Origin of the sequence: Dethiosulfatarculus sandiegensis (genome assembly GCF_000931935.2) — a bacterium.
Classification (GTDB): domain Bacteria; phylum Desulfobacterota; class Desulfarculia; order Desulfarculales; family Desulfarculaceae; genus Dethiosulfatarculus; species Dethiosulfatarculus sandiegensis.
The window spans coordinates 16,888-38,585 of the sequence record NZ_AZAC01000003.1 but is presented as its reverse complement, the minus strand read 5'-3'; the positions used below and the strand labels follow the sequence as shown (position 1 = coordinate 38,585).

General features: G+C 49.7%; 18 protein-coding genes. 12 read left to right on the top strand and 6 right to left on the bottom strand.

What is annotated here, in order from left to right; translation table 11 throughout:
- Window positions 1-43 precede the first annotated feature (43 nt).
- Window positions 44-736: a transcriptional repressor gene (locus X474_RS03135; RefSeq protein ID WP_044346705.1), complete on the bottom strand. Its 693-nt coding sequence runs from the start codon at window positions 734-736 to the stop codon at window positions 44-46.
- A 605-nt stretch (window positions 737-1,341) separates the two neighbouring features.
- Between X474_RS03135 and X474_RS03130 the strand changes: the two genes are divergently transcribed.
- The 9 genes from X474_RS03130 to X474_RS03090 all read left to right on the top strand — a co-directional run bounded on the left by X474_RS03130 (window position 1,342) and on the right by X474_RS03090 (window position 12,875).
- On the top strand, window positions 1,342-2,454 hold the full coding sequence (locus X474_RS03130; protein WP_044346704.1) for a 4Fe-4S dicluster domain-containing protein: 1,113 nt from the start codon (window positions 1,342-1,344) through the stop codon (window positions 2,452-2,454).
- Window positions 2,451-2,912: a hypothetical protein gene (locus tag X474_RS03125; RefSeq protein ID WP_044346703.1), complete on the top strand. Its 462-nt coding sequence runs from the start codon at window positions 2,451-2,453 to the stop codon at window positions 2,910-2,912. The genes X474_RS03130 and X474_RS03125 overlap by 4 nt, the downstream gene beginning before the upstream one ends.
- 505 nt (window positions 2,913-3,417) lie before the next feature.
- A complete protein-coding gene (locus X474_RS03120) occupies window positions 3,418-5,691 on the top strand; it encodes a methyl-accepting chemotaxis protein (protein WP_052514793.1) in 2,274 nt (757 codons plus the stop codon).
- 653 nt (window positions 5,692-6,344) lie between these two features.
- Complete coding sequence (locus tag X474_RS03115) at window positions 6,345-6,683, top strand: hypothetical protein (RefSeq protein ID WP_156360593.1); 339 nt, start codon at window positions 6,345-6,347, stop codon at window positions 6,681-6,683.
- Window positions 6,684-6,977: 294 nt separating this feature from the next.
- Window positions 6,978-7,544 (top strand): flavodoxin family protein, encoded by a 567-nt coding sequence (locus tag X474_RS03110; RefSeq protein ID WP_044346905.1) that lies wholly within the window; start codon window positions 6,978-6,980, stop codon window positions 7,542-7,544.
- 365 nt (window positions 7,545-7,909) lie between these two features.
- Complete coding sequence (locus tag X474_RS03105) at window positions 7,910-9,061, top strand: DUF362 domain-containing protein (protein ID WP_044346699.1); 1,152 nt, start codon at window positions 7,910-7,912, stop codon at window positions 9,059-9,061.
- 175 nt (window positions 9,062-9,236) lie between these two features.
- Window positions 9,237-9,725, top strand: coding sequence for a (2Fe-2S)-binding protein (locus X474_RS03100; protein WP_052514792.1), 489 nt, complete (start codon window positions 9,237-9,239; stop codon window positions 9,723-9,725).
- A 1-nt stretch (window position 9,726) separates the two neighbouring features.
- Window positions 9,727-10,611 carry an FAD binding domain-containing protein gene (locus X474_RS03095; RefSeq protein WP_044346696.1) on the top strand — a complete coding sequence of 295 codons (885 nt, stop codon included), beginning with the start codon at window positions 9,727-9,729 and terminating at the stop codon, window positions 10,609-10,611.
- Window positions 10,608-12,875: a xanthine dehydrogenase family protein molybdopterin-binding subunit gene (locus X474_RS03090; protein WP_044346694.1), complete on the top strand. Its 2,268-nt coding sequence runs from the start codon at window positions 10,608-10,610 to the stop codon at window positions 12,873-12,875. The genes X474_RS03095 and X474_RS03090 overlap by 4 nt, the downstream gene beginning before the upstream one ends.
- A 146-nt stretch (window positions 12,876-13,021) precedes the next feature.
- Here the strand turns inward: X474_RS03090 and X474_RS03085 are convergent, their stop codons facing one another.
- From X474_RS03085 to X474_RS03070, 4 genes are all read right to left on the bottom strand, one after another.
- The gene (locus X474_RS03085; RefSeq protein WP_044346692.1) at window positions 13,022-14,014 is read right to left on the bottom strand and encodes a zinc-dependent alcohol dehydrogenase; all 993 of its coding nucleotides are present in this window, start codon (window positions 14,012-14,014) and stop codon (window positions 13,022-13,024) included.
- Window positions 14,015-14,043: 29 nt separating this feature from the next.
- Window positions 14,044-15,564, bottom strand: coding sequence for a tripartite tricarboxylate transporter permease (locus X474_RS03080; RefSeq protein ID WP_044346690.1), 1,521 nt, complete (start codon window positions 15,562-15,564; stop codon window positions 14,044-14,046).
- A gap of 16 nt (window positions 15,565-15,580) precedes the next feature.
- Window positions 15,581-16,021, bottom strand: a complete 441-nt coding sequence (locus tag X474_RS27160) for a tripartite tricarboxylate transporter TctB family protein (protein WP_353743123.1) — start codon at window positions 16,019-16,021, stop codon at window positions 15,581-15,583.
- Window positions 16,022-16,101: 80 nt separating this feature from the next.
- Window positions 16,102-16,929 (bottom strand): tripartite tricarboxylate transporter substrate binding protein, encoded by an 828-nt coding sequence (locus X474_RS03070; protein ID WP_044346688.1) that lies wholly within the window; start codon window positions 16,927-16,929, stop codon window positions 16,102-16,104.
- Window positions 16,930-18,265: 1,336 nt separating this feature from the next.
- Between X474_RS03070 and X474_RS03065 the strand changes: the two genes are divergently transcribed.
- The 3 genes from X474_RS03065 to X474_RS03055 all read left to right on the top strand — a co-directional run bounded on the left by X474_RS03065 (window position 18,266) and on the right by X474_RS03055 (window position 21,056).
- Window positions 18,266-19,021: a DUF362 domain-containing protein gene (locus X474_RS03065; protein WP_044346687.1), complete on the top strand. Its 756-nt coding sequence runs from the start codon at window positions 18,266-18,268 to the stop codon at window positions 19,019-19,021.
- Window positions 19,022-19,023: 2 nt separating this feature from the next.
- A complete protein-coding gene (locus tag X474_RS03060; protein ID WP_044346685.1) occupies window positions 19,024-19,677 on the top strand; it encodes a hypothetical protein in 654 nt (217 codons plus the stop codon).
- A 713-nt stretch (window positions 19,678-20,390) separates the two neighbouring features.
- Window positions 20,391-21,056, top strand: coding sequence for a GntR family transcriptional regulator (locus X474_RS03055; RefSeq protein WP_044346684.1), 666 nt, complete (start codon window positions 20,391-20,393; stop codon window positions 21,054-21,056).
- A gap of 456 nt (window positions 21,057-21,512) precedes the next feature.
- On the opposite strand, the gene X474_RS26410 is transcribed toward X474_RS03055, so the two are convergent.
- The gene (locus X474_RS26410; protein ID WP_197281947.1) at window positions 21,513-21,653 is read right to left on the bottom strand and encodes a hypothetical protein; all 141 of its coding nucleotides are present in this window, start codon (window positions 21,651-21,653) and stop codon (window positions 21,513-21,515) included.
- Between the last annotated feature and the right edge of the window lie 45 nt (window positions 21,654-21,698).

Sequence of the window (21,698 nt, the reverse complement as noted above, 5' to 3'; positions counted from 1 at the left end):
AAGGGGCCTGCGGCTTAGCTTGTGGCTCTTTATCTATTAATTTCTACTCGGATTTTTCCAGAGGCACAGGCGTTATCTGAACCTTGTGAGCTACACCTCTTCCCAAGGCAACCCGGACGCCCTTGACCGCCACCACCATGGGGCCTCCATTGGCGCTTATGACTTCCACCTCACTGCCCGCGGAAAGCCCCAGATCAGAGAGATGACGACTGGCCATGTCGCCTCCCACTATGCGCTCTATGCGCACGCGCTCACCAGGAGATGCCATGCTGAGAGGCATGGAGGGTTCTCTTTCGGCCATGCATTTGTCGCAGATTCCATAAATCTGCAACTTGTGGCGCAGGCAATGGAAACCGTTCTCCCTGGCAACCCTGTCCTGTAAAGCTTCCAGCTCGGGACGATGGAACTCGGTTATGGAGCCGCATTTGGTGCAAATCAGGTGGTCATGATGCTCATCAAGATGCCGGTGTTCGTATCGGGGTTCTTCCCCTTCAAATTCTCGGCGGGTGGCCAAACCCAGGCGCTTCAGCAATTCAAGGGTTTGAGTCACAAAATCCAAATCCAGGTCGCTGCCGTTTTGCTTGATCAGCTTCTGCCAGCCTCTGGCTGTATGGTGTTCTTCGGAATCTAAAAAGGAATCCAATACAGCCATGCGATCGGATATGCATCCAATATGCAACTGCCCAAGCAGCCGTTCAAACTGCCTTTTTTCTTCTTCATGAAGGGCAGGCTTCAATTTATTTCTCCTTCAAAATTTTATCGACAAGCTATCACGATAGTTTGGGTCAGGCAACTCTGTTATATAGTCTTTCTCTTTTTTCAATTTTAAGCATTATTCGGCTGATCCGCCAGTCCGAGCAGGAAAAACAGCTTGGACTAATTTTTTACCTGCCTCATCGGTAGTTAATTACAAGACAAAGTGTTAACTAATCCATGTTAACTTATCACTATTAACTAATGTTAACTATTTAACACTATTCAGCCCTCTCACAGCTTTAAACCAGGCAGCACCCCCGACCAGCTCTTGACGAAACTCTTGCCTCTCAGCTGAACTTAGGCATAAAAAACATATAAAAACAATTGGTTATCAAAAAGTTTGCAATCCTGCATATCTTATTGGGCGCCTGTAAAACCATTTTTTCTCCTCCCCCATGCAACTGGCCCAGTGTTTGCATTTATTCCAAGAACATCTGTTTTGTACCAAGGCGTTGCTTATTAAGAATTAAATACATAGCATTGAAATAGAACTTTATTTGCATCTCATAATCATTGCATCGGAAACAGTCGGAGAGTAACGGGCCGAAACCTCCGGCGGGCAATCACAATAAAGGAGTGAAAGTTATGCCCAAATCCATCTCACGCCGCTCTTTTCTCAAAGGTGGGGTGGCTGCGGCGGCCACAGCCGCGGCATCAACTGTGGCCATGCCTCAGGCAGTGCAGGCGGCTGACGGGACTGAGCTCTGCACCCTTTTCGACCTGGAAAAATGCGTAGGCTGCGAGGAGTGCGTCTATGCATGCCGGGAAGAGTGGCAATCTTCCGTGCCCGACCCGGTGAAACCAATGCCCAAACCTTTTCCAGAGAGGGTGCCGATCGAAGACTGGTCCAATAAAAAAGATGTCCGGGACAGGCTCACTCCCTACAATTTTCTTTATATTGAATTTTTGGAGATTGAACACAAAGGCGAAGTCATGGAGCTGAACGTTCCCCGCCGATGTATGCATTGCCTGAATCCACCCTGCACCAACCTATGCCCCTTTGGTGCAGGCAGGGTGGAAAAATCGGGTATTGTGCATATTGACAAGGACCTTTGCCTGGGCGGCTCCAAATGCAAGAAAGTGTGTCCCTGGCATATTCCCCAACGCCAATCCGGGGTGGGGCTTTATCTGGACCTCATGCCCAGATTTGCCGGCAATGGGGCTATGTTCAAATGCCACCGTTGCCTGCCTTTGGTCGAAAAGGGAGAAAAACCGCGTTGTGTTGAAGTTTGCCCGGAGGAGGTCCAGAGCATCGGGACCAGAGAGCAGATACTGGCCCAGGCCAAGGATCTGGCCATGAAAAAGGCCAAGGCAGACGGAGCCTCAAGCTCCAAATGGCGGGAATACGTCTATGGAATGGCAGAAAACGGCGGCACCGGCACGATTTATGTCTCTCCCATTCCCTTTGACAAGGTAAATCAGGCCTTGATGGCCCAGCATGAAAAGACCAATTCCAAAATTAAGGCCAAGGCCAAAAAGGCCGGGAAAAGGATCCCAAAAGGCAATCTCGGCAGACCCCATATGAAGCGGGTGGAAAACAGCATGGAAAACCCGGAAAACCTGGGTTGGGCCCTGCTCTTGGCCCCGGTTGCCGGCCTGGCCGCAGGTTTTAATAAAATCTTTGCCAAAACTGCAGACAAGCCAAAGCCAGACCCGGATTCATCCCGCACCACAGAGAGCCAGGGAGGGCAATCATGAAAGCCGTATTGAAAAATCCCGGTGGCAAGGCATTATCCTGGGCATATGGCCTGGCTGTGTTCTTGGCCCTTTTCAGCGGCTTTGGCCAGATGCCTATCCTGAAAAGATACTATTTTTCCGATCTGCCACTTATGGGATGGAGCCAGGATTTTTACATCTTAAGTGACCTGCACTACCTGGCAGCCGTTGTACTTTTGTTTTTACTGGCTTGGCGCGTTTCCTTGGCAGCCAAGGTGCGCGCCACCTTCAAATGGGGTCCGAAAACCAAGTTTGGCTGGTTTTTATTATTGGTGCTGACAATAAGCGGCGCATGCAAGGCTATTGTCAACACCGGAGCTTATATCCCACCCAATATTCTGGTTATTCTTGATTTTTGTCATTTGGGCTCAGCCATGGTCTTTATGATCAGTGGCCTGGCGGCACTTATAATGGGCCGAAAAGCCGCCCAACCCACCTGATTAAAGTAGACCGGGTAAACGCCCCGTCCGTCTGAGCCGAATAATCAGTTCGGCTCAGACGGACTTTCTTTAGCTTTCTTTCCGCAGATAAAATTAAAAAAGCCAAACACCCAATCCCGCCCCGAAGAACTTAAGGGCGGATTTCCTTATCAGGTTTTGCTTGTCCCTGTCCCTGCCAAAACCGAACCATTCAAAAAAACAATTAATATTAAGATGATACATGCAAATCACTTTTTCACTGCCTCATCTGTCTTTCCCTGAAACCAACAAAAAGCACCCAGAGGAATCCCCTGTAGCAACCTACGGGTGCAAACAGCCATAAACAACAGGGTTATGGCACAAGGCTTGCTTTAAAACAGCCTGAAAAATCGCAAACAATGCAGAGCCTCATTTGAAACCTGGCTTCAATATTTACCGGCCTCCACCGCCTTGCCACTACCTTTGGGCCCCCTTGCGTAAAGGCCTTGTAAAGGCGATACTAAAACCATAATCCGAGAGGGTTTCCATGTTTAAGAAATTAAAATTATCCAGCAAGATGTATGGTGGGTTCATGGCGGTGTTGGTCCTGGCCTGCGTGGCCGTTTACTTTGGCTTTAACGGCCTTACGGCAGTCAACAGTAGGGTGGGAAAGACTGATGATGTAAACAGTCTGGTTAAGAATATTCTCACCGCCAGACAACAAGAAAAAAACTATATTATACGCACTGATCAGGCCAGCATAACCGGTGTAAAAAAAAGCATTAGCGATTTAAAACAGCAGGCGGCCCTGACCAAGGAAGAATTCAGTCAAAAAATAAATAAAGACCAGATGGATGAGGTCACGAGCCAGGGCAACAGCTACCTGAAGTCTTTTGAAGACTATGTGAAACTTGATGCCGAACAGAAAAAACTCATGACCCAAATGCGTAAAGCGGGTCAAACGGCCTTGGCGCAATGCGAAGACATAGGAAAAGACCAAAAAGCTCAACTGAACCAGACCCGCAGCCAAGCTGAAGAGACGGTTAATGACAAAATAACCAAGGCCGATGACGCCAACCGGCTGATAAAAATTCTGTTGGAGGCAAAATCGGTTCGCATCACACAAATGTACGACCCCAGTGAAAAGAACCTGAACAAATGGCATGAGCTGAACGAAAAGATTTTCACCCTGACCAAGGATCTCAAATCCAGGTTCAAATATAAATTGAATATCGAACAGGCAGATGCTGTTTTAAAGACTTATCAGGATTATGAATCCAATGCCCTGGCCTTTTTAACCAGCCGGGATATCACCCACAGGGAGGCAATGCTGAAATCGGCGGTCCAAACAGTGAAAGCAATGGAAGCCATCAGGACCGACCAAAAGAATCAACTGGCAAAAGTGAGGGAAAAGGCTGAGTTAGAGGTCAAGGATAAGCTGCAAAAGGCCGATGACGCCAACCGCATGATCAAATGGTTTTTAGAGGCCAGAAAAGACGAAAAGGAATTCATCATCTCAGGCGGCAAGGCCGAATGGCAGCAAAAAAATGAAGAAAAAGTCAAGGCGATAATAACCTTGGCTGCTGACCTGAAAGGGCGTTTCCACAACAAGGATAATAAGGATAAATCAGACAAACTCATTGCTGCGGTTAAAAACTATTCCGCCGCCTTTGCCGAATACAGTAAAACAAACACCCAACAGGCCAAGGCAGGCCAGGCCATGCTGGTCGCCGCCAGGAAGGCCCAAAAGGTCTGCGCCGCTGCCTGGACGGATCAAAAGGCCAAAATGGTCAACCAGATGGAGGCCTCGCAATGGTCAATGGGGGTGGCTGCCGCCCTGGCCGTATTTATCGGTCTTTTCCTCTCGGTTTTTATCACCAGAAGCGTTACCGGACCGCTCAACAAGGTGATAGGCGGGTTAAGCGCAGGCTCCAGCCAGGTTGCCGCAGCATCTGGGCAGGTGACCAATGCCAGCCAGTCTCTGGCTGAGGGGGCGTCCGAACAGGCGGCATCCCTGGAGGAGACATCCTCTTCCCTTGAAGAAATGTCTTCCATGACCAAGCAAAATGCTGATAACGCCGAACAGGCGGACGGCATGATGAAAGAAGCCGCTGATGTGGTCACAAAAGCGGGGATTTCCATGACTGAGCTCAAAAGCGCCATGGAAAGTATCGACAAAGCCAGTGATCAAACCGCTAAAATTATTAAAACAATTGACGAAATAGCATTTCAGACCAACCTGCTAGCCTTAAACGCCGCCGTGGAGGCGGCCAGGGCGGGTGAAGCAGGCGCCGGATTCGCCGTGGTTGCAGACGAGGTTCGCTCCCTGGCCATGAGGGCGGCCGAGGCGGCCAAGAACACCCAGGCCCTGATAGAGGAAAACCTGAAAAATATCAAGCAGGGCGCGGCCTTGGTTAAGGGTACTGACGAAGCCTTTAAGCAAGTGCAGGATCAAAGCGCCAAGGTGGCCGAACTGGTCGGTGAAATCTCGGCAGCCAGCAAGGAGCAGGCCCAGGGTATCGACCAGATCAACCGTGCCGCAGGCGAAATGGACGAGGTGACTCAGCAGAATGCAGCCAATGCCGAGGAATCGGCGGCTGCGGCCGAGGAGTTGTCGGCCCAGGCCGAATCCATGCAAGAATTTGTACACGACCTCACCTCCCTGGTGGGTAAGGACAAGACCAAAACCAGACCGCTTGACATTAAATCCGGGGTTTTGAAAAAAATCACCACAGCAGGTAAAAGGCCGATTAAAAAAACCGAAGCCTTGCCCATGCCTGATGATTCGGCCCAGTTTAACGACGATTTTAAAGACTTCTAAAAAACATGCCGGACAGGGTTCGCCCTGTCCGGCTCAGGATGTTGCAAACAAAGCCCCTTATCCGCTCGAAAAAGAAAACAACAAACCCTTTAATTGGGGAGCGCCCCGGAACCATAGGCGCTTTGCCGGGAATACTTCCATATATTTACATTGAATATCTATCAACCTGATTATTAACTCCCAGACTCCTTGCCCTTTTTTCAAAGCCCTGAAAAACCGGATTCCGCTTTTTAAGACTGTTTACCAGAAAAGCCGTTACAGATCTTAAGTCCGGCGCCTGAACATCTAAAACCGGTTCAATCTGTTTTTTTTAACCTTCATAGGGTTGATCGCACTAACACCCAATAACCACAGATAAAAATGCGTGGTTACCACCTGAACAAATCAGCGCGGGAAAGACTCATGAAAAATATAAGCAAGAAAAACAATACTTTTCCGGTTTTGGCAAACAGGAGTATGGCAACTCCAGACTTTAAGGCCGTTTTTTGAATAATCATCTACAATCATCAGGAGATTCCATTCTGTTAACCAATTGATTATTAATGACTTTTTCTTTTACATTCATTTTGGCACGTACTTTGCTTTATAGAGAACCAACAGGCCGCATAAGGACCTTAAAAAAACAAAGCCCCTGCCGCCCCAGGAGAGTTAACATGGCTAGATATTCAACACGAGCCAGCCACCCACCCGGACAGGGGAAGACAGCAACTGTCTCCCCTGCCTCGGGAAACCGCTACCAGGGTTCCCAGTCCATGCGCTTGGGAAAAATCATAGACATGGTTAACCTGCCCCCCAACCTGCCCGACAACCTGGACAGCGCCACTTTGGATCTGCCCGGACTTGGGGAACTGCCTATTTTGGATATGCGCAGGCAAAAGCCCGGAAAAGTTCATACGGAGGATGACCATCCCTGTGCGGTGGTGGCCGAACTGGAGGGGACTGATCCCAGTATTCTGGTAGGGGTAATTTTAGATTCCTTTTTTCCCTGTTGATAAAGGCTAATCCTTTAAAGCAGGCTAAACCGACTGCCTCTCTCCCAGGGTCTCTGAGACGGCTTTTCCCAGAAAAAGCCTTATCAGGGACCCTGTCCTTTTTCAGCTTATTTATAATCTCACTTCAAAGCTATGGTATGCTTTTTTAAAGCAGGCCAACAAGGGAACACCCTCTGGTTCCTGCCCTGTCCGGGGTCAGTGCCCGGATTTATTTGCATGTCGGTTAGACAAACAGCGCTTAACAATTTAAGAGCGCCTTGACCAATGGAACAACATAAAAACCAGGAGGACTTCATGGCTGAAGTATTGGTAATCTATGCCAGCGACCACGGAGCCACCCGCAAGATGGCCCAAGCCATTCAAAAAGGCGTACAGTCCGTAAACCAGGCGAGCGCACGAGTTTTGAGCGTGGAGCAAGTCAAAGAAGAAGATCTGCTGAAGGCAGACGCCATTGTCCTGGGCAGTCCTGTCCATATGGGCAGCATGGATTGGAGGATCAAGAAATTCATAGATCAGGTCTGCTCGGGCCCTTGGATGTCTGACAGCATGGTGGGTAAGTTGGGAGCGGTGTTTGCCTGCGGCAGCGGGTTCGGCAACGCAGGTGGAGGAGTTGAGCTGACCATGCTTGCCATGCTGAACAACCTGGTGGAGCTGGGGTTGATTATTATCCCCCTGCCCAAAAACTCAACCGGCTATCCCCAAGGCGGCCTGCAATGGGGTCCCTATGGAAGGGCCCACAATGAAGATTTGTCCCCCATCCAAGGCGGCCTGCCCGATGAAAAAACTCTGGCCGCAGAGAGCCATGGAGCCAATATAGCCCGGGCGGCCCTGGCTATATCCGGCAAGGAGATATTTAAATAGGCCACACTTTCTGCGAAAAAAAGTAATAAAACTCTTTGCTCCCCCGGCCGACATTGACCCGCGGCCGGGGTTTCATACTGGCTTTTAACTGTCACCAGTCGGATGGGACACAGGCAAGCGCAAAAATTCACAAGAGAGCTTGACTTCCCGGTTCCAGTCACCTAGCCTTGAAATAATTTTCCTGTAAAGGAGTGCGCCGGAGAAACCCAACCTTGGATTTTTCCTCTTGAATTTGCCAAACTTTTAGTTTGGTTGATTCTAAATTATACAAATTTTTCAGTTTATATAATTAAGCGGACCGTCCCTGCCCCGCCCCGGCAACCTTGACTAAAAAAAGCTGCCGGCGAACAAAAAAGGAGTATCCCATGCCAAGCCCTGTATTTTTTGCTGATTTAAGGGCCAATTACCGTCAATCCTTTGTAAACAAAATCGACGCCCTGATTAAAGAAGTGAAAATGCCGGAAAGGGTTGGCCCCAAGGGGCTCTGCGCCCTAAAAATTCACTTTGGTGAGCTGGGCAACACGGCTTTTATCAGGCCGGTCTATGTCAGGCGTTTTGTGGAGGCGGCTAAAAAGGCAGGAGCTTCCCCCTTTCTGACTGACTGTAACACCCTATACCGGGGAGCCCGTTCAGACTCCGTCAGCCATCTGCATACAGCCATTCACAATGGTTTTGCCTACAGCGTGACAGGGGCCCCACTCATCATAGCCGACGGCCTCAGGGGGCAGACCGTGGAAAAAATCCCCCTGGACCTGCCCGAATGCAGTGAGGCTCTGATCGGCAGCGAAATCGCCCAGGCCGACAGCCTGGTTAGCCTGGCCCATTTCAAGGGGCATGAGCTTACCGGCTTTGGCGGGACCTTGAAAAACCTGGGCATGGGAGCGGCCGGCCGCCAGGGAAAACTTTTTCAGCACAGCAATGTGTCGCCCAAGGTAAAGGCAGACCGCTGCCTGGCCTGTGGAGACTGTATCCGCCGTTGCCCGGCAAAAGCCATCAAACTGATCAAGAGGAAGCCGGACCAGCCCGCTCCGGCCGAGGCAGTGGCTCCCGACCTTTTGGCTCAAGCCGATCCGGAAAAATGCATTGGCTGCGGTGATTGCATTCTCACCTGCCCCACCCTGGCCATGTCCATTCAATGGGACGCTCAGGTGCCCCAGCTCATGAGACGCATGGTTGCCTATACCCAGGCGGTTCTGAAAGGAAAAGAAGGCCGCTCCGTATTCTTCAACTTCCTCACCCAGATCAGCCCGGGTTGTGATTGCAATCCCTTTCAGGATGCGCCGGTGGTGGCCGACCTAGGGCTGGCAGCCTCAACAGACCCGGTGGCCCTGGATCAGGCCTCGATTGATCTGGTGAACCAGGCCCAGGGCATGCCCGGGTCCTGTCTGGAACACGCGTTAGAGCCGGGCGGCGATAAATTCAAGGCCATTTACCCCAATGTGGACTGGCGGGTTCAGCTGGCCTATGCCGAAGAAATCGGCCTGGGTTCACGCAAGTATGACCTGGTTACAGTCTAGGGGAGTGTTTTTCGGGGAGGTCTTTAGCCTAAATCGTTCAGCCAACAGAACGATTTAGGCTAAATTATAACCTTGACCTGAACTGGGCAAGCCTGTTATCTTTACTGCATTAATAGGACAACCTTTTAATAAAAAATATCTTTTCAATATACAACCCATAGACGAGGGGCCTAACGTGCAAAAACGATTAATAGAACTCATAGTGAACGGCGATCACTATGAGGTGGCTGTGGAGCCCTGGAAAAGCCTGGCTGAATGTCTGCGGGAAGACCTTAACCTGACAGGCACCAAAATCGGCTGTAACCAGGGAGATTGCGGAGCATGTACGGTTCTTATGGACGGGGTGAGTGTGAGTTCCTGCCTCACCCTGGCGGTGGAGGCTCACCAAAGGGAGGTCTTGACCATTGAAGGCCTGGCCAAATCCCAGGAGGAGCTACACCCCCTGCAACAGGCATTCATGGAAAAAGGCGCATCTCAGTGCGGTTTCTGCACCCCGGGTATGATCATGAGCAGCAAGCACCTGTTGGCACAAAATTCGGCCCCTACCGAAGAGGAAATCAGACAAGGCCTGAGCGGAAACCTCTGCCGCTGTACAGGCTACAACAAAATCGTGGAGGCCATTTCCTCCGCCGCCCAGATCCTGGGGCGAGAAAAGGAGGTCTGATATGGCCCAGACTCATTTCACGGTTCATCAGCCCAAAACCATTGAAGAGGCCCTGGATCTATTGAGCATGCACCGCTCCAGCGTGAGGGTGCTGGCCGGAGGCACGGATCTGGTTCCCCGCTTGCGGGCCGGCATGGATGACACCCAGCACCTGGTCTCCATAAACCGGGTAAAGGGCATAAGACGGATTAATTACCAGGACGAGGACGGCCTGATCATCGGTGCGGCCTCCCGCATAAGCGAGGTGGGCAACCATCCGGATGTACAGAAGTATTACCCGGGACTGGCCTATGCCTGCCAAAAGATGGCCACTGTGCAGATCCGAAACATGGGCACTGTGGCCGGCAACCTGGCCAATTCCTCGCCCAGCGGTGACACCGCCGCGCCTCTGCTTTCCCATCGGGCCACTCTGATCCTGGTGGAAAGGGGGGGCAGGCGTCAGGTTGAGCTCAAGGATTTTTTCACCGGTCCGGGCGCGAACCTCATGGACCCCTTTGAAATGATAGAGGCTATCAGGGTGCCTGCCCCGCCCCAACGCACGGGCAGCGCCTATATGCGCATCTCGGCCAGGAGCAAGGTGGATATCGCGGCCGTGGGGGTGGCCGCCAGCCTTACCCTGGATATGGACGGCAAGGTGCTTAAATCCTGCATCGCCCTGGGTTCTGTTGCTCCCACTCCTTTACGCTGCCCGGAGGCGGAAGCCATGCTGGAGGGACAAATACCGGAGGAGAGTCTTTTAATGAGGGCCGGGGCTTCCTGTGTGCGCACTGCCCGGCCCATAGACGACATGCGGGCAACCGGATCCTACAGGAGAAAGATGGTGCAGGTTTTGGCCCAAAGGGTGCTTATTGAGTGCCTGAAGAGAGCGCAAGGGGGTGAAAAATGAAAAATCCTGCAATTATAGGGGCCAGCCTTCCTCGCCCGGATGTTCGGGAAAAGGTCACCGGCCGGGCCATTTACACAGACGACATCAAACTGCCCGGCATGCTTTACGGAGCCCTGGTCAGAAGCCCTTATCCCCATGCCCGCATCAAAAGCATTAATACTGAAAAGGCCAAGGCCTTGCCCGGGGTGAAGGACGTCATCACAGGCGGAGATACGCCCCAGATAAAATACGGCAACTGGCGGCTGGTTCCGGCCAGTCAGGACGAGCTGCCCCTGGCCGTGGACAAGGTGCGTTTTGTGGGGAACGAGGTGGCTGCGGTCTGCGCCACGCACAAGGATATTGCCCGCAAAGCGGCGGAGCTTATTGAGGTGGAATACGAGGAACTCCCCGCCCTGTTCACTGTGGAGGATTCAACTGCCGAAGGCGCGCCCCTGATCCATGACGACAGCGAGGGCAATGTAAGTTTGGTGCGTAAAATCGAATACGGCGACCTGGAGGAACAGTTTGCCAAGGCGCATCTGGTCAGGGAAGACACCTTCAAGGTCCATGCGGTAAGCCACGCCTATCTGGAGCCCTGCTCCTCCTTGGCCGCCCCTGAAGAGGGAAACCGAATAACCCTATGGACCAGCACCCAGACCCCATACATTGTGCAGTGCCTTTTGGCCAGCACCCTGGGGCTGCCGGAGAACAATATCCGGGTTATGAAGACCGCCGTGGGCGGCGGTTTTGGCGGCAAGATGGAGCTGCGCCCCTGGGAATTCTGCGCCGCCTTCATGGCCCTGCGCACCGGCAAGCCTGTCAAGTTCACCTTGACCAGGGAAGACGAGCTGGCCTTTGGCCGCAGGCGTCATCCCATGAGCATCTATTCCAAGGTCGGCTTCAGCAAGGAGGGCAAGCTCCTGGCCAAGGACTTCCAGGTGCTTTTGGACGGCGGCGCATATAACGCCATGGGCCCCACAGCCACCTTCCTTTGCGGCACCTTTGGCAATATGCTTTATAACTTCCCCGCCTACCGCTATTTTGGCAGGCACGTCTACACCAACAAGCCCCCGGCCAGCGCCATGCGCGGTTTCGGCGCTCCCCAGGCCGCCTTTGCCGCCGAGACCCAAATGAATATGGTGGCCGAGGAACTTGGCATGGACCCCATTGACCTGCGCCTGATAAACGCAATGAAAACAGGCGATGTCATACCCGAGGTCGCCACGGTGAGTTCCTGCGGATTTAAGGAAAGCCTGGAAAAAGTCCGGGAGATAAGCGGATGGGATGATCGCAAGAAAAACAACAAAAACCTAGGTATAGGCTGCTACAGCTTTATCTCGGGCGGGGTCTTCAACTGGTTTAACACCAAATACAACTTTGCCGCCGCGGAAGTGACGGTCTTTGACGACGGCACTGCCCAGCTTGCCTCCATGGCCTGCGACATAGGCCAGGGCTGCGATGCGGTCCTGCGCCAGATCCTGGCCGCCGAACTGGGTATCAGCCCGGAGAAAATCCGGCTTATCGCGATGGACACGGCCACCACACCCAAGGCTGATCTCGGCACCTGGGGCAGCCGGGTCACCCTGATGAATGGAAATGCGGTAATAGAGGCGGCCCGCAAGATCAAGGATATGCTGAAGCCGGTGATTTTCTCGGAATTTGACTTAAACCAGATACACGATGTCGGCTTTGACCAGGACCGGGTGTTTGTAAAAGCCAAACCCAAAAACGGCATGACCTTTGCCGAGTGCGTTTACAAAGCCCTGAGGGGCCGCAGGGGCGAGCCCCTTACGGCCAGGGGTTTTTACACCCCGCGCAACAAGGGTCTGGTAAGCCCGGCCTTTTCCTTTGGAGCCCAGGTGGCCGAAGTTTCGGTAGACCCGGATACGGGCCTGGTCAAGGTGGACAGAATGTACACGGCCCATGACTGCGGGGTGCCTTTAAACCGCATGGCTGTGGAGGGCCAGCTGGAGGGAGCCATCCAAATGGGCCTGGGCTATGCCCTGATGGAAGAATTCTACATGGAAAAAGGCCGCACCCTGAACAAAAACTTCCTGGATTACAAAATGGCCACAGCCGAGGATATGCCCCCCGGCGAGTCTGTGGAGATAGAGGTATATGAACCTGAAGGCCCCTTTGGGGCCAAAGAGGCAGGTGAAGGACTGGCCATCCCCACGGCTCCGGCCATTGCCCATGGAGTCTACGAGGCCACTGGCTTCCGTTGCCAGAATCTGCCCATAACCCCGGAGAAGATCCTAAGGGCCACAGGCAAATTAAAAGGCTGAGCCAATCTATCATTAAACCGCCCCTGGGGATTTTTCAGATATCCTCAGGGACGGCTGAACAACCGAAACCAATTTTACTCTTGCCTTGGGGCAAGACCATTTAAGCCCGGTCGTGTTGGCTGCCCAAACTTCTATTGCCCCTTTTGCTAATCAATCTCTATGGCCACCTTGACGGCCTTTTCCGAGGCAGAGGTCAGGGCAAAGGCTTCATCGATCTGCTCCAAGGAGAACCTGTGGGTGATGAGTGGCTCAATGCTCACTTGGCCCTGAATCACCGGGCGCAGGGCCATGGGCGTCCACAGCATTCTTTCCTGGATGCTGTGGTGAACCAGTCCGGTATTTAAAATCTTCAGGCTGTTGTTGTGCCACCTGGAGATATTGATGGTTATATCGTTCGTTATCCAACTGTAAAAAACCAAAGTTCCGTTATGACGGACAGCCGAAGTGCTTAAATTCACCGACTCCGCAGAGCCTGCGGCCTCAACCACCACATCGGCGCCCTTGCCCCCGGTTTGCTCCATAATGTATTCAAGGGGATCGGTTTCAGAAGAGTTGACTGTCAAATCAGCCCCCAATTCCCTGGCCAGACTTAATTTTTCTTCAGCCAGGTCAACACCGATCACCTTGTGCGCCCCCTTGCCCTTGCACACCTGGGCAATAATCTGACCGGCAAAACCCATCCCGATAATCGCCACAGTATCTCCGAACTGAACATTGGAATTCATTCCGGAAAACATGGCGCAGGAAATTGGCTCGCCCAAGCAGGCCAAGTTCATATCAAGCCCTGCGGGAACAACCTCCAGGTCCTCTGGTTTGGCCACAAAATAATCTGAAAAGGTATCGATCCAGGCAAAGGCTATTACTTTTTGCCCAACTTTGAGTTGAGTTACCTTTTCCCCTACTTCAACAACCTCTCCGCCGCCCTCATGCCCGAAAAAAAACGGATACAAAAAGGGTTTCCTCATCTCCGTATCAAGCCCTCCGGCCTTTTTGGTCACCCCGCGGTAAAGATTTTTATCGGAGCCGCAGATGCCGGCCAGATGGGTTTTTACCAGGACTTCGTCTTCCTTCAGATCCAGCTCACGCTCTCTCAGCTCGATTTTGTCCACACCTGTCAGACAAGCACTTTTAACTTTCATTTGATTCTCCTAAAAACCCGAACCAACCATTAGTTGGATTTATTCTTCTTAAAGAATAGTTGCAGGTATTTTTTAAAAAACGGGAAAGAGACGCTTAAAAAACCAACTATCAGCAGAGCCAATGAAATGGGGCGGGTGATAAAAATGGAAGGATCACCGTTTGACAAACTCATCGCCCTTATAAAATTGATCTCGGTCAAAGGACCCAGGACCAGACCCAATATCAGGGTTGTGGCTGGATAATCATATTTTTTAATGAAATAACCGGCGATTCCGGCACAGGTCATTATCCAGACATCCACCATGGAGTTCTGCAGGCTATAAGCACCCAAAACGGTCAAGCCAACCACAATGGGCATCAGCAAAGATGAGGGGACCCTCATCACCCTGACAAAAAGAGGTATGAAGACAGTATTAAGGGACACAAGCATTACGTTGCCCACATACATACTGGCAATCACTCCCCAGGCCAGATCCGGGTGTTCCTTGAAAAGGAGCGGCCCCGGCTGAAGGCCATACATCATGAAGGCGCCGAGCAAAACAGCCGTGGTTCCCGACCCCGGAACTCCCAAGGTGAGCATCGGAACCAAAGAACCGGCTGCGGCGGCATTATTGGCAGCCTCGGGACCGGCCAAGCCCTCAATGGCCCCCTTGCCCAAATCTTCGGGATGCTTGGTCAGCTTACTTTCCGTTGCATAGGATAAAAATGAAGCCAAAGTGGCGCCGGCCGCAGGTAAAACACCTATTACAAAGCCGATCAGAGAACCCCGGCCGATAGCTCCTCTTGAGCGCAGCCAGTCTTCCATGGAGGGCAGCAGATCCCTTAGCTTTATTTTTATTTTCAGAAAATCAAGGTCCTTGATTTTCTCCAACTGAATAAGGGCCTCTCCCAGACCAAAAAGTCCTATGGCCACCGGTAAGAACCCAATACCGTTCATCATGTAAACATTGTCATATGTGAACCTCAAGGTGCCATGGGCCACATCCACCCCAACCGTGGAGATAAAAAGCCCCAAGGCCCCCATTATCAGGCCCTTTACCGCGGAGTTGCCGGCCAGACCGGCCAAGGCCAGAATCGCCATGACCATTAGAGAAAAATATTCAGGGGGTCCGAATTTCAGGGCAAACGAGGCCATTACCGGCGCGCCCAGATTCAAAAAAACAGCACCTATGGTTCCCCCGCAAAAAGAGGCAATGGCATTCATGGAAAAGGCCGCCCCCGCCTTTCCCGCACGGGCAAGGGGATACCCCTCTATGGAGCTTATTACGACCGCCGCGTCGCCGGGAGTATTTAAAAGCACAGAGCTGATGGTAGCGCCGTACATGACCCCGAAATAAATTCCGGCCAACATGATAATGGCCGTGGTGGGGTCCATGCCAAAAGTAAGAGGAAGCAAAATGGCCACACCAGTGACCGAACCAATACCAGGCAAGGCCCCCAATATGGTTCCCAAAGTCACCCCAACACCACAAAAAAGTAGATTCACGGGTGTGAGCGCAACCCCGAAACCCAATTGTAAATTCGAGAGCAACTCAGAAAAAAAAGTCATTACCACACCTCAACCCTTAGAAACCAATAATCCCCTTTGGCAGGGGGATGCTTAGGAGATACTTAAAAAGAGTATAAAAACCGAGAGTTGTACAAAACGCTGTGATTAAGCAAATTTTCAAGGTGTGTTTTCGGGTGAGGAACACCAGGGAGCCTACCAGTACAAACATACTGATACAGAACCCCAGATAACTCATGGCAAGGATACTGACAATGATCAGCCCGATAATTATGGATAATAAAAGCGGGTTGCCTGATTCCCCCTTTTGTCTTTGCCCTTTCTCCGTCCTGGCCTTTTTATAACCTAGAAAAGCCTGCATCAGGCCGCCTGAAAGAATTAGAACCCCTGCCCATACAGGGAGAAACCCCGGACCGGGCCCGTCTGATAACCAATATTCAAGCGCCAGGGATTGCTGGATCAGGAAGCAACCCAACAGCGCGATAACGCTCCCACCCACAAGGTCTGTTTTAGCCACACTTACCTCCTGGAAACGCGGCCCAACATAAAAAATATTGAGCCGCGTATAACGCCTGACTTTTAGTTGGCCTTCATGCCTTTCACTGCCTCGGCAACCATCTTTTCCGTCTTCTTGATCAAGGCCTCATAATCCTTTCCGCCGATGAACCTGGGTTCCAGGACTTTTGCCTTCAGATACTGATCTTTCCATTCTTTTGTTTGGGAGGCTTTCTTCAGCATCTCAATGCTTGCCTTGCGGGCTTCTTCAGGCATACCCGGGGCCGCCATAACGCCTCTTATCTGATAAAAAACCATATCCAGGCCCAACTCACTGAAAGTCGGACAGTCCAAAGGAGCCGCCAAGCGCTTCTCCGAGGAGACGGCCAAGGTCCTCACCAAGCCGCCCTTAACCTGGCTCATGCATTCGTTGGGGTTGGCCCAGGCAACATCCACATGGCCGCCCAAAAGATTGGCCATCACCTCGCCGCCGCCACTGAAAGCGATATAGTTTGATTTAATTTTAGCTGCTTTATCAAATAGATATGCACACATATGGTCGTCGGAATAACGACCGGTGCCACCCATTTTCAGAGACTTGGGCTTTTGCTTGGCTACTTCCAGGACATCTTTAATTGTTTTGAATTTGGATTCTTTGCGAGTGATGAGAATAAAGGTGTCTGCGGCCATCTGGGCCAAGGGGGTGAGATCGGAAGCTTTAATGGACCCAACACCGGCAACCGGCCCGATTATCTGTGCTGAAGAAAGGCTGAGCCAATGGTAGGCGGAACCGCTGTTTGACATCACATAAGCAGAACCAATCTGAGCACTGCCCCCCGGCTTATTGATTACAACGATCGGTTCTTTGGAAAGTTGATTATCCTTGATAGCCTTGGCGATGTAACGGGTCATGGTGTCACTGCCGCCTCCTGCCTTCCAAGGAACCACGAATTCAATTGGTTTTTCAGGCCAAGCGTTGCCAGCAAGAGCAGTTAGGGGAACAGTCAAGAGAATACATGCCGCGATAAGAGAGAAAAACTTCCTAGCCACTGGTCGACTCCTTTCGAGACTGCGCACAGAAATAAACTCTAATGACGTTTTTTATGCGAAACAAAAATTGCCCCTTTTAAACTTTGAACCTTGCATATTGTTTTCATAATATGAAGGCTGAATTTTCCGGACACCTCCCTTCATCTTCTTCCACTCAAAATACATTTATATATTTCCTTGCTCACCATAGCCTTCTCTTTCTTCAAATCACTTTAATTTCAATAGGTTAAAGGTTATTACCTCACTTCTAGCAAAAAAATATCCAAAGCCTTGCAGGTACGTGTATACATGTACTCTCAATGGGTAGTGGATTGCAAGTAAAAAATGTAAATTTCTTAGTTTAGGGATTCATTTTGTAACTAATTGTTTTTTAAGAAAATATTTAATTATATTTTTTTGCGCTTCTCTGAAAAATAATTTTTGCCGTTGACAAAACCCTATGCACCTCATCATTATGCATACATGTATACACAAAAAAGCAAAAGGGCACCCTTGGTAGACGCCCTATCGGAGCCAGCTAAAACAGAAAATAATAAATATCTAATCCCTTGGTTTTAAGGAATATGAAAAACAAACAAACAAAAGATAACCTGCGGATTAGCAATAGAAAATGCCCCTGGCGAGACCTGTCTTATATACCGGTAAACAGCTACAGAAATATTGGTCAAACAAGAGGTTTGTCTATTGCCAGGATCATGCCTTTGTTTGTTCTTTCAAGGTCTGGGGACACTGATTCATTCCAATATAAATTTTCATATATTTTAAGCTACTTATACTTTTATTTTAAAAGGTTGCCCAGAAGTGACAAGCTGTTCCCAGAACTATTTTCCGAAAGAATCTATCGAATTTTTATTAAGGTAAGAGCGGATAAAAGCCCTACTGTTTGCACTAAATCAAGAAAAAATATTTTTCTTAAAAAACCAGAAAAACTACTGACCATTCTCCTTCCGATATTGTCCAAAAATATCACATATTTATCAAATTTAAAAAGCCGAATTCTAAATTTAAGTCACATACAATTTTCAAATCATTTTATTGGCCATCAGAAGAAAACTCTTAATTTTATCGTCAATTTTCCCAAATTAATTGTCAGATATCTATCTACTTAGATCTAAAGTCAGGCAGGATACGAGTATTCTAGATCTATTAACTGGATAATCAAAAGTTGCACCTCTGGATCAAATCATAAGGAGCTTACATGCTAATTGACGCAGAAAAGTGTACTGGTTGTTCCCAGTGTATTGCCTATTGCCCCATGGAAGCCATCAGCCTTAGGGAGACGTCAAAGTTAAAAAAGAACGGCAAGCCCAAAAAAGTGGCGGTGATCGATCTTGACGAATGTGCGGAATGTGGCGTCTGCCTGCGCTCTGCCCATTGCCCGTCACAGGCAATTTATCAGCAGCCGCTAACTTACCCGCGGACCATCAGGAGCATCATGAGCGATGTTCTGACTATTGCCGAAGAGTCGCAGATATCGGGGCGCGGAACCGAGGAAATGAAGACCAATGAAGTCACCGGCCGCTTTAAAAGGGGAATAGTCGGAGTAGCCATAGAGGTGGGAAGACCGGTCACCGGTGCGCGTATGAAAGACGTTGAAAAAATCTCCATGGCTGTTTCCAAGCTCGGTATTGAATATGAGAAGATTAACCCGGTGACCAGCATGATGGCCGATCCCAAAGCAGGAAAGTTTAAAGATGAACTTTTGGATGAAAAGGTGCTTTCAGCGATCCTCGAGTTCGCCGTTAAATTAGACCAACTGCCCGAGTTGTTTTCCACACTCAAAAAAGTGGAAAAAGAAATTGACTGTGTTTTCAGTCTTGATATCGCCTGCCGCCTCAATCAGGACGGCTCGAATCCCACCCGCGAATATTTTGACAAAGCCGGACTATGGGTGGCTCCAAACGGGAAAACCAATCTGGGGCTCGGGCGGCCTCTTTGCGCTTCAGGAGAGTAAAAATGACACATACACTGCACAGACTGGGAACGGACGAGGAGTTATTAAAAGAGGATTTTGTTTTACTGGCTATGCCTTCCAAGGATATCAACCACGTTGGGTCAGCACCTAAACTAAAGGAATTCTTTGCCATAGCCCTTGATTCCGGCGCCATAAAAATAGGCGATTGCAGAAGCGGAAACGAATATTACCAGGGCGGTCTTGATAAGGTGCTTAAAAATGTTGAAGACCGCGCAGTAATCCATGCTGTTTTCAGCGATCTGGAATCACTTAAAACCGCCATGAAAAAACTAAAAGAAGCGGATCTGGGCATTTCCATTGTTGCTTCCGGCCTTTTTGATCAAGTAAAAGAAGCTTGTGAGTGTACAGGGTTGACCCCACATACCATCAATCAGTCCCTGGGCCGTTGGGGAAAAACGGAAAAACTCCCCAAAGATGAGACTCTGGAAGTCCAGACCATGTGCGGTCACGGCATGGTTTCAGTGAATCTGATCAAAAAAGCCGTGGAAAAGGTGGCTTCCAATAAAGCAACTTCCTTGGAAGCCGCCGAACAACTCTTCAAGCCTTGCATGTGCGGAATATTCAATCCCCACAGGGCTGCGAAATTAATTGAAAGGCTGGCCGAAAAAAAGCTGCGGACCAAGCAAGACGACTAACGAAAGCTCGAAAAAGGCCAACTGCCTTTTTCAAACTAAACTTGGCATGACGGGGTTTAAATTCTCTTAAGTTGGCTAACTTTTCATATAGGAAGAAACCGGCGTGAAGCCTCTTAGGATCAGCGGATCCACCTGATCAGGCCTGTATACACAATGCATCTTGGTGATTTATTTTCATCAGATTGCCTGATTTTAACCTTACCGGCACCTAAAAGTGTAATAGCTGTTGGCTGCATATGTTGCAAAAGTATCATGAGGGTGTCTAAGCTTTCCTTAGACACCTTCATGATACAACCCTTCTAAATTTCCTTATATTTAGTTTTACTAAAAAGGCATCACCCCAGAAATTTACCATTAAAACAAATACAATAGTTCATATTTTTACACCTAAAACCTAAAAATAATTTTCCATTAAGATTAAACTTTATCTTAACAGAGCCAGAAGCAACAACTTAAAAAGATTAGCTATAAATACAGACAGAATTTTCAAAACTTTTTATTTATCATATCCTTACCGAAACCAAGAGGGATCAAAAAAAAGAGCCTCCAAGCCATATCAGATGGAAAAATTTAAGCACAGTCAGATTTAATCATAATAATGAGTGTGCTCAAAAGTTAAGACATGCAAATTTTTGTTTTCATGCTCAAGCCTTTCAAGTATATTATGGTAGGAAACAATCTTTTTCACTATATAAAGGTTAATACTGTTAATCATGTCCATTGCTGATCAAATCTATCAAAACATTAAAGACCGTATTTTTCAGGGTGCGCTAAAACCGGGGGACCGCTTATTTGAATCGGATGTGGCCAAATCGGAGAGTGTCAGCCGAACCCCGGTCAGAGAAGCTTTCAGGCGTCTTGAACAGGATCTGCTGGTAGAGAGAACCGCCCAGGGCGGGGTTAGAATCCCTGAAATAGACCTGGATTCAATTGAAGATCTTTTCAAATTACGTACTGTACTGGAATGCTATGCCATAGAGCTGGCCTGTGAACGGATCACAGAAGAGGAGATCACCACATTACGAATCATCAAAAGCCAAGCCCAAGAACTGCTTAAGCTGGAAACCACAAACCAGGAATACATTTTAAAACAGTTCATGGAACTGAACTCACGTTTCCATGATACGATTTACCGGGCAACCAACAGTAAATTCCTGGTCAGGGTTATCAATAACCTAAGGGAGATCGTTCAAAGTATAAGGGCATTAAGCATCCAGGCAGACAACGCGCCCCAACAGGCCTGGCAAGAACACAACCTGTTAATTGAATACCTTGCCCAACGCGATATTGAAGCTGCTTCCAATCTTATAAAAATCCATATTAAATGCGCACTAAGCCAGCTCAAGTCGGTTTATGAAAAAAACGAAGCAGAATCTTAGCCACAGAGGCAACCGGCCGGGTCATTGATTCTTTGATGAGCTTCAGATGCTTCTTTTCAAAACGAGGCGAAGAACCGGCGAGATGATAAGCCAAACCAGGCAAGCACCTGCGGCCGCTTTTTTCCACTCTCACCGACTCGAAAACCAACAGGATTGAGTTTAAATCAAAGGCAGGCTGTATGTGAGCAGCCTGCCTTTTTGATGACAAGGGTGATTGACCCGGCTCTCAACAAGCGGACAGGTCCAACAGGCCTTGAAGAAATCTGTTGGGTGAATAGGGGTTGGCCACTTCTATTACCTCCACTCCGACCTTGGCCTTGTTTTTTCGCACGATATATTCCTTGCAGGGGCACTGATCCGCCGGGGCCGAACCTTGCGCGGGCCACCCCCCTGGGAAGCGTTCCATGATCTGGGCCAGGCGGGGCGCAATGGCAGCTCCCGGGTAGTCACCGCTGTTCAGGATGCCATCAGTTCCGCTTCCTGTTTATTTTGCCTTTCGCCCCCCACCCGGCGGATAATGGCCACCATACAGCGGGAACAGCCAGTGCAAACATCATCCATGGTGCGCATACAACCCACGTTCAGAATCTTTCCCATGATTTGAACTCCCTGTCAGATAGAGGCCCAAAAATCATGGCTATT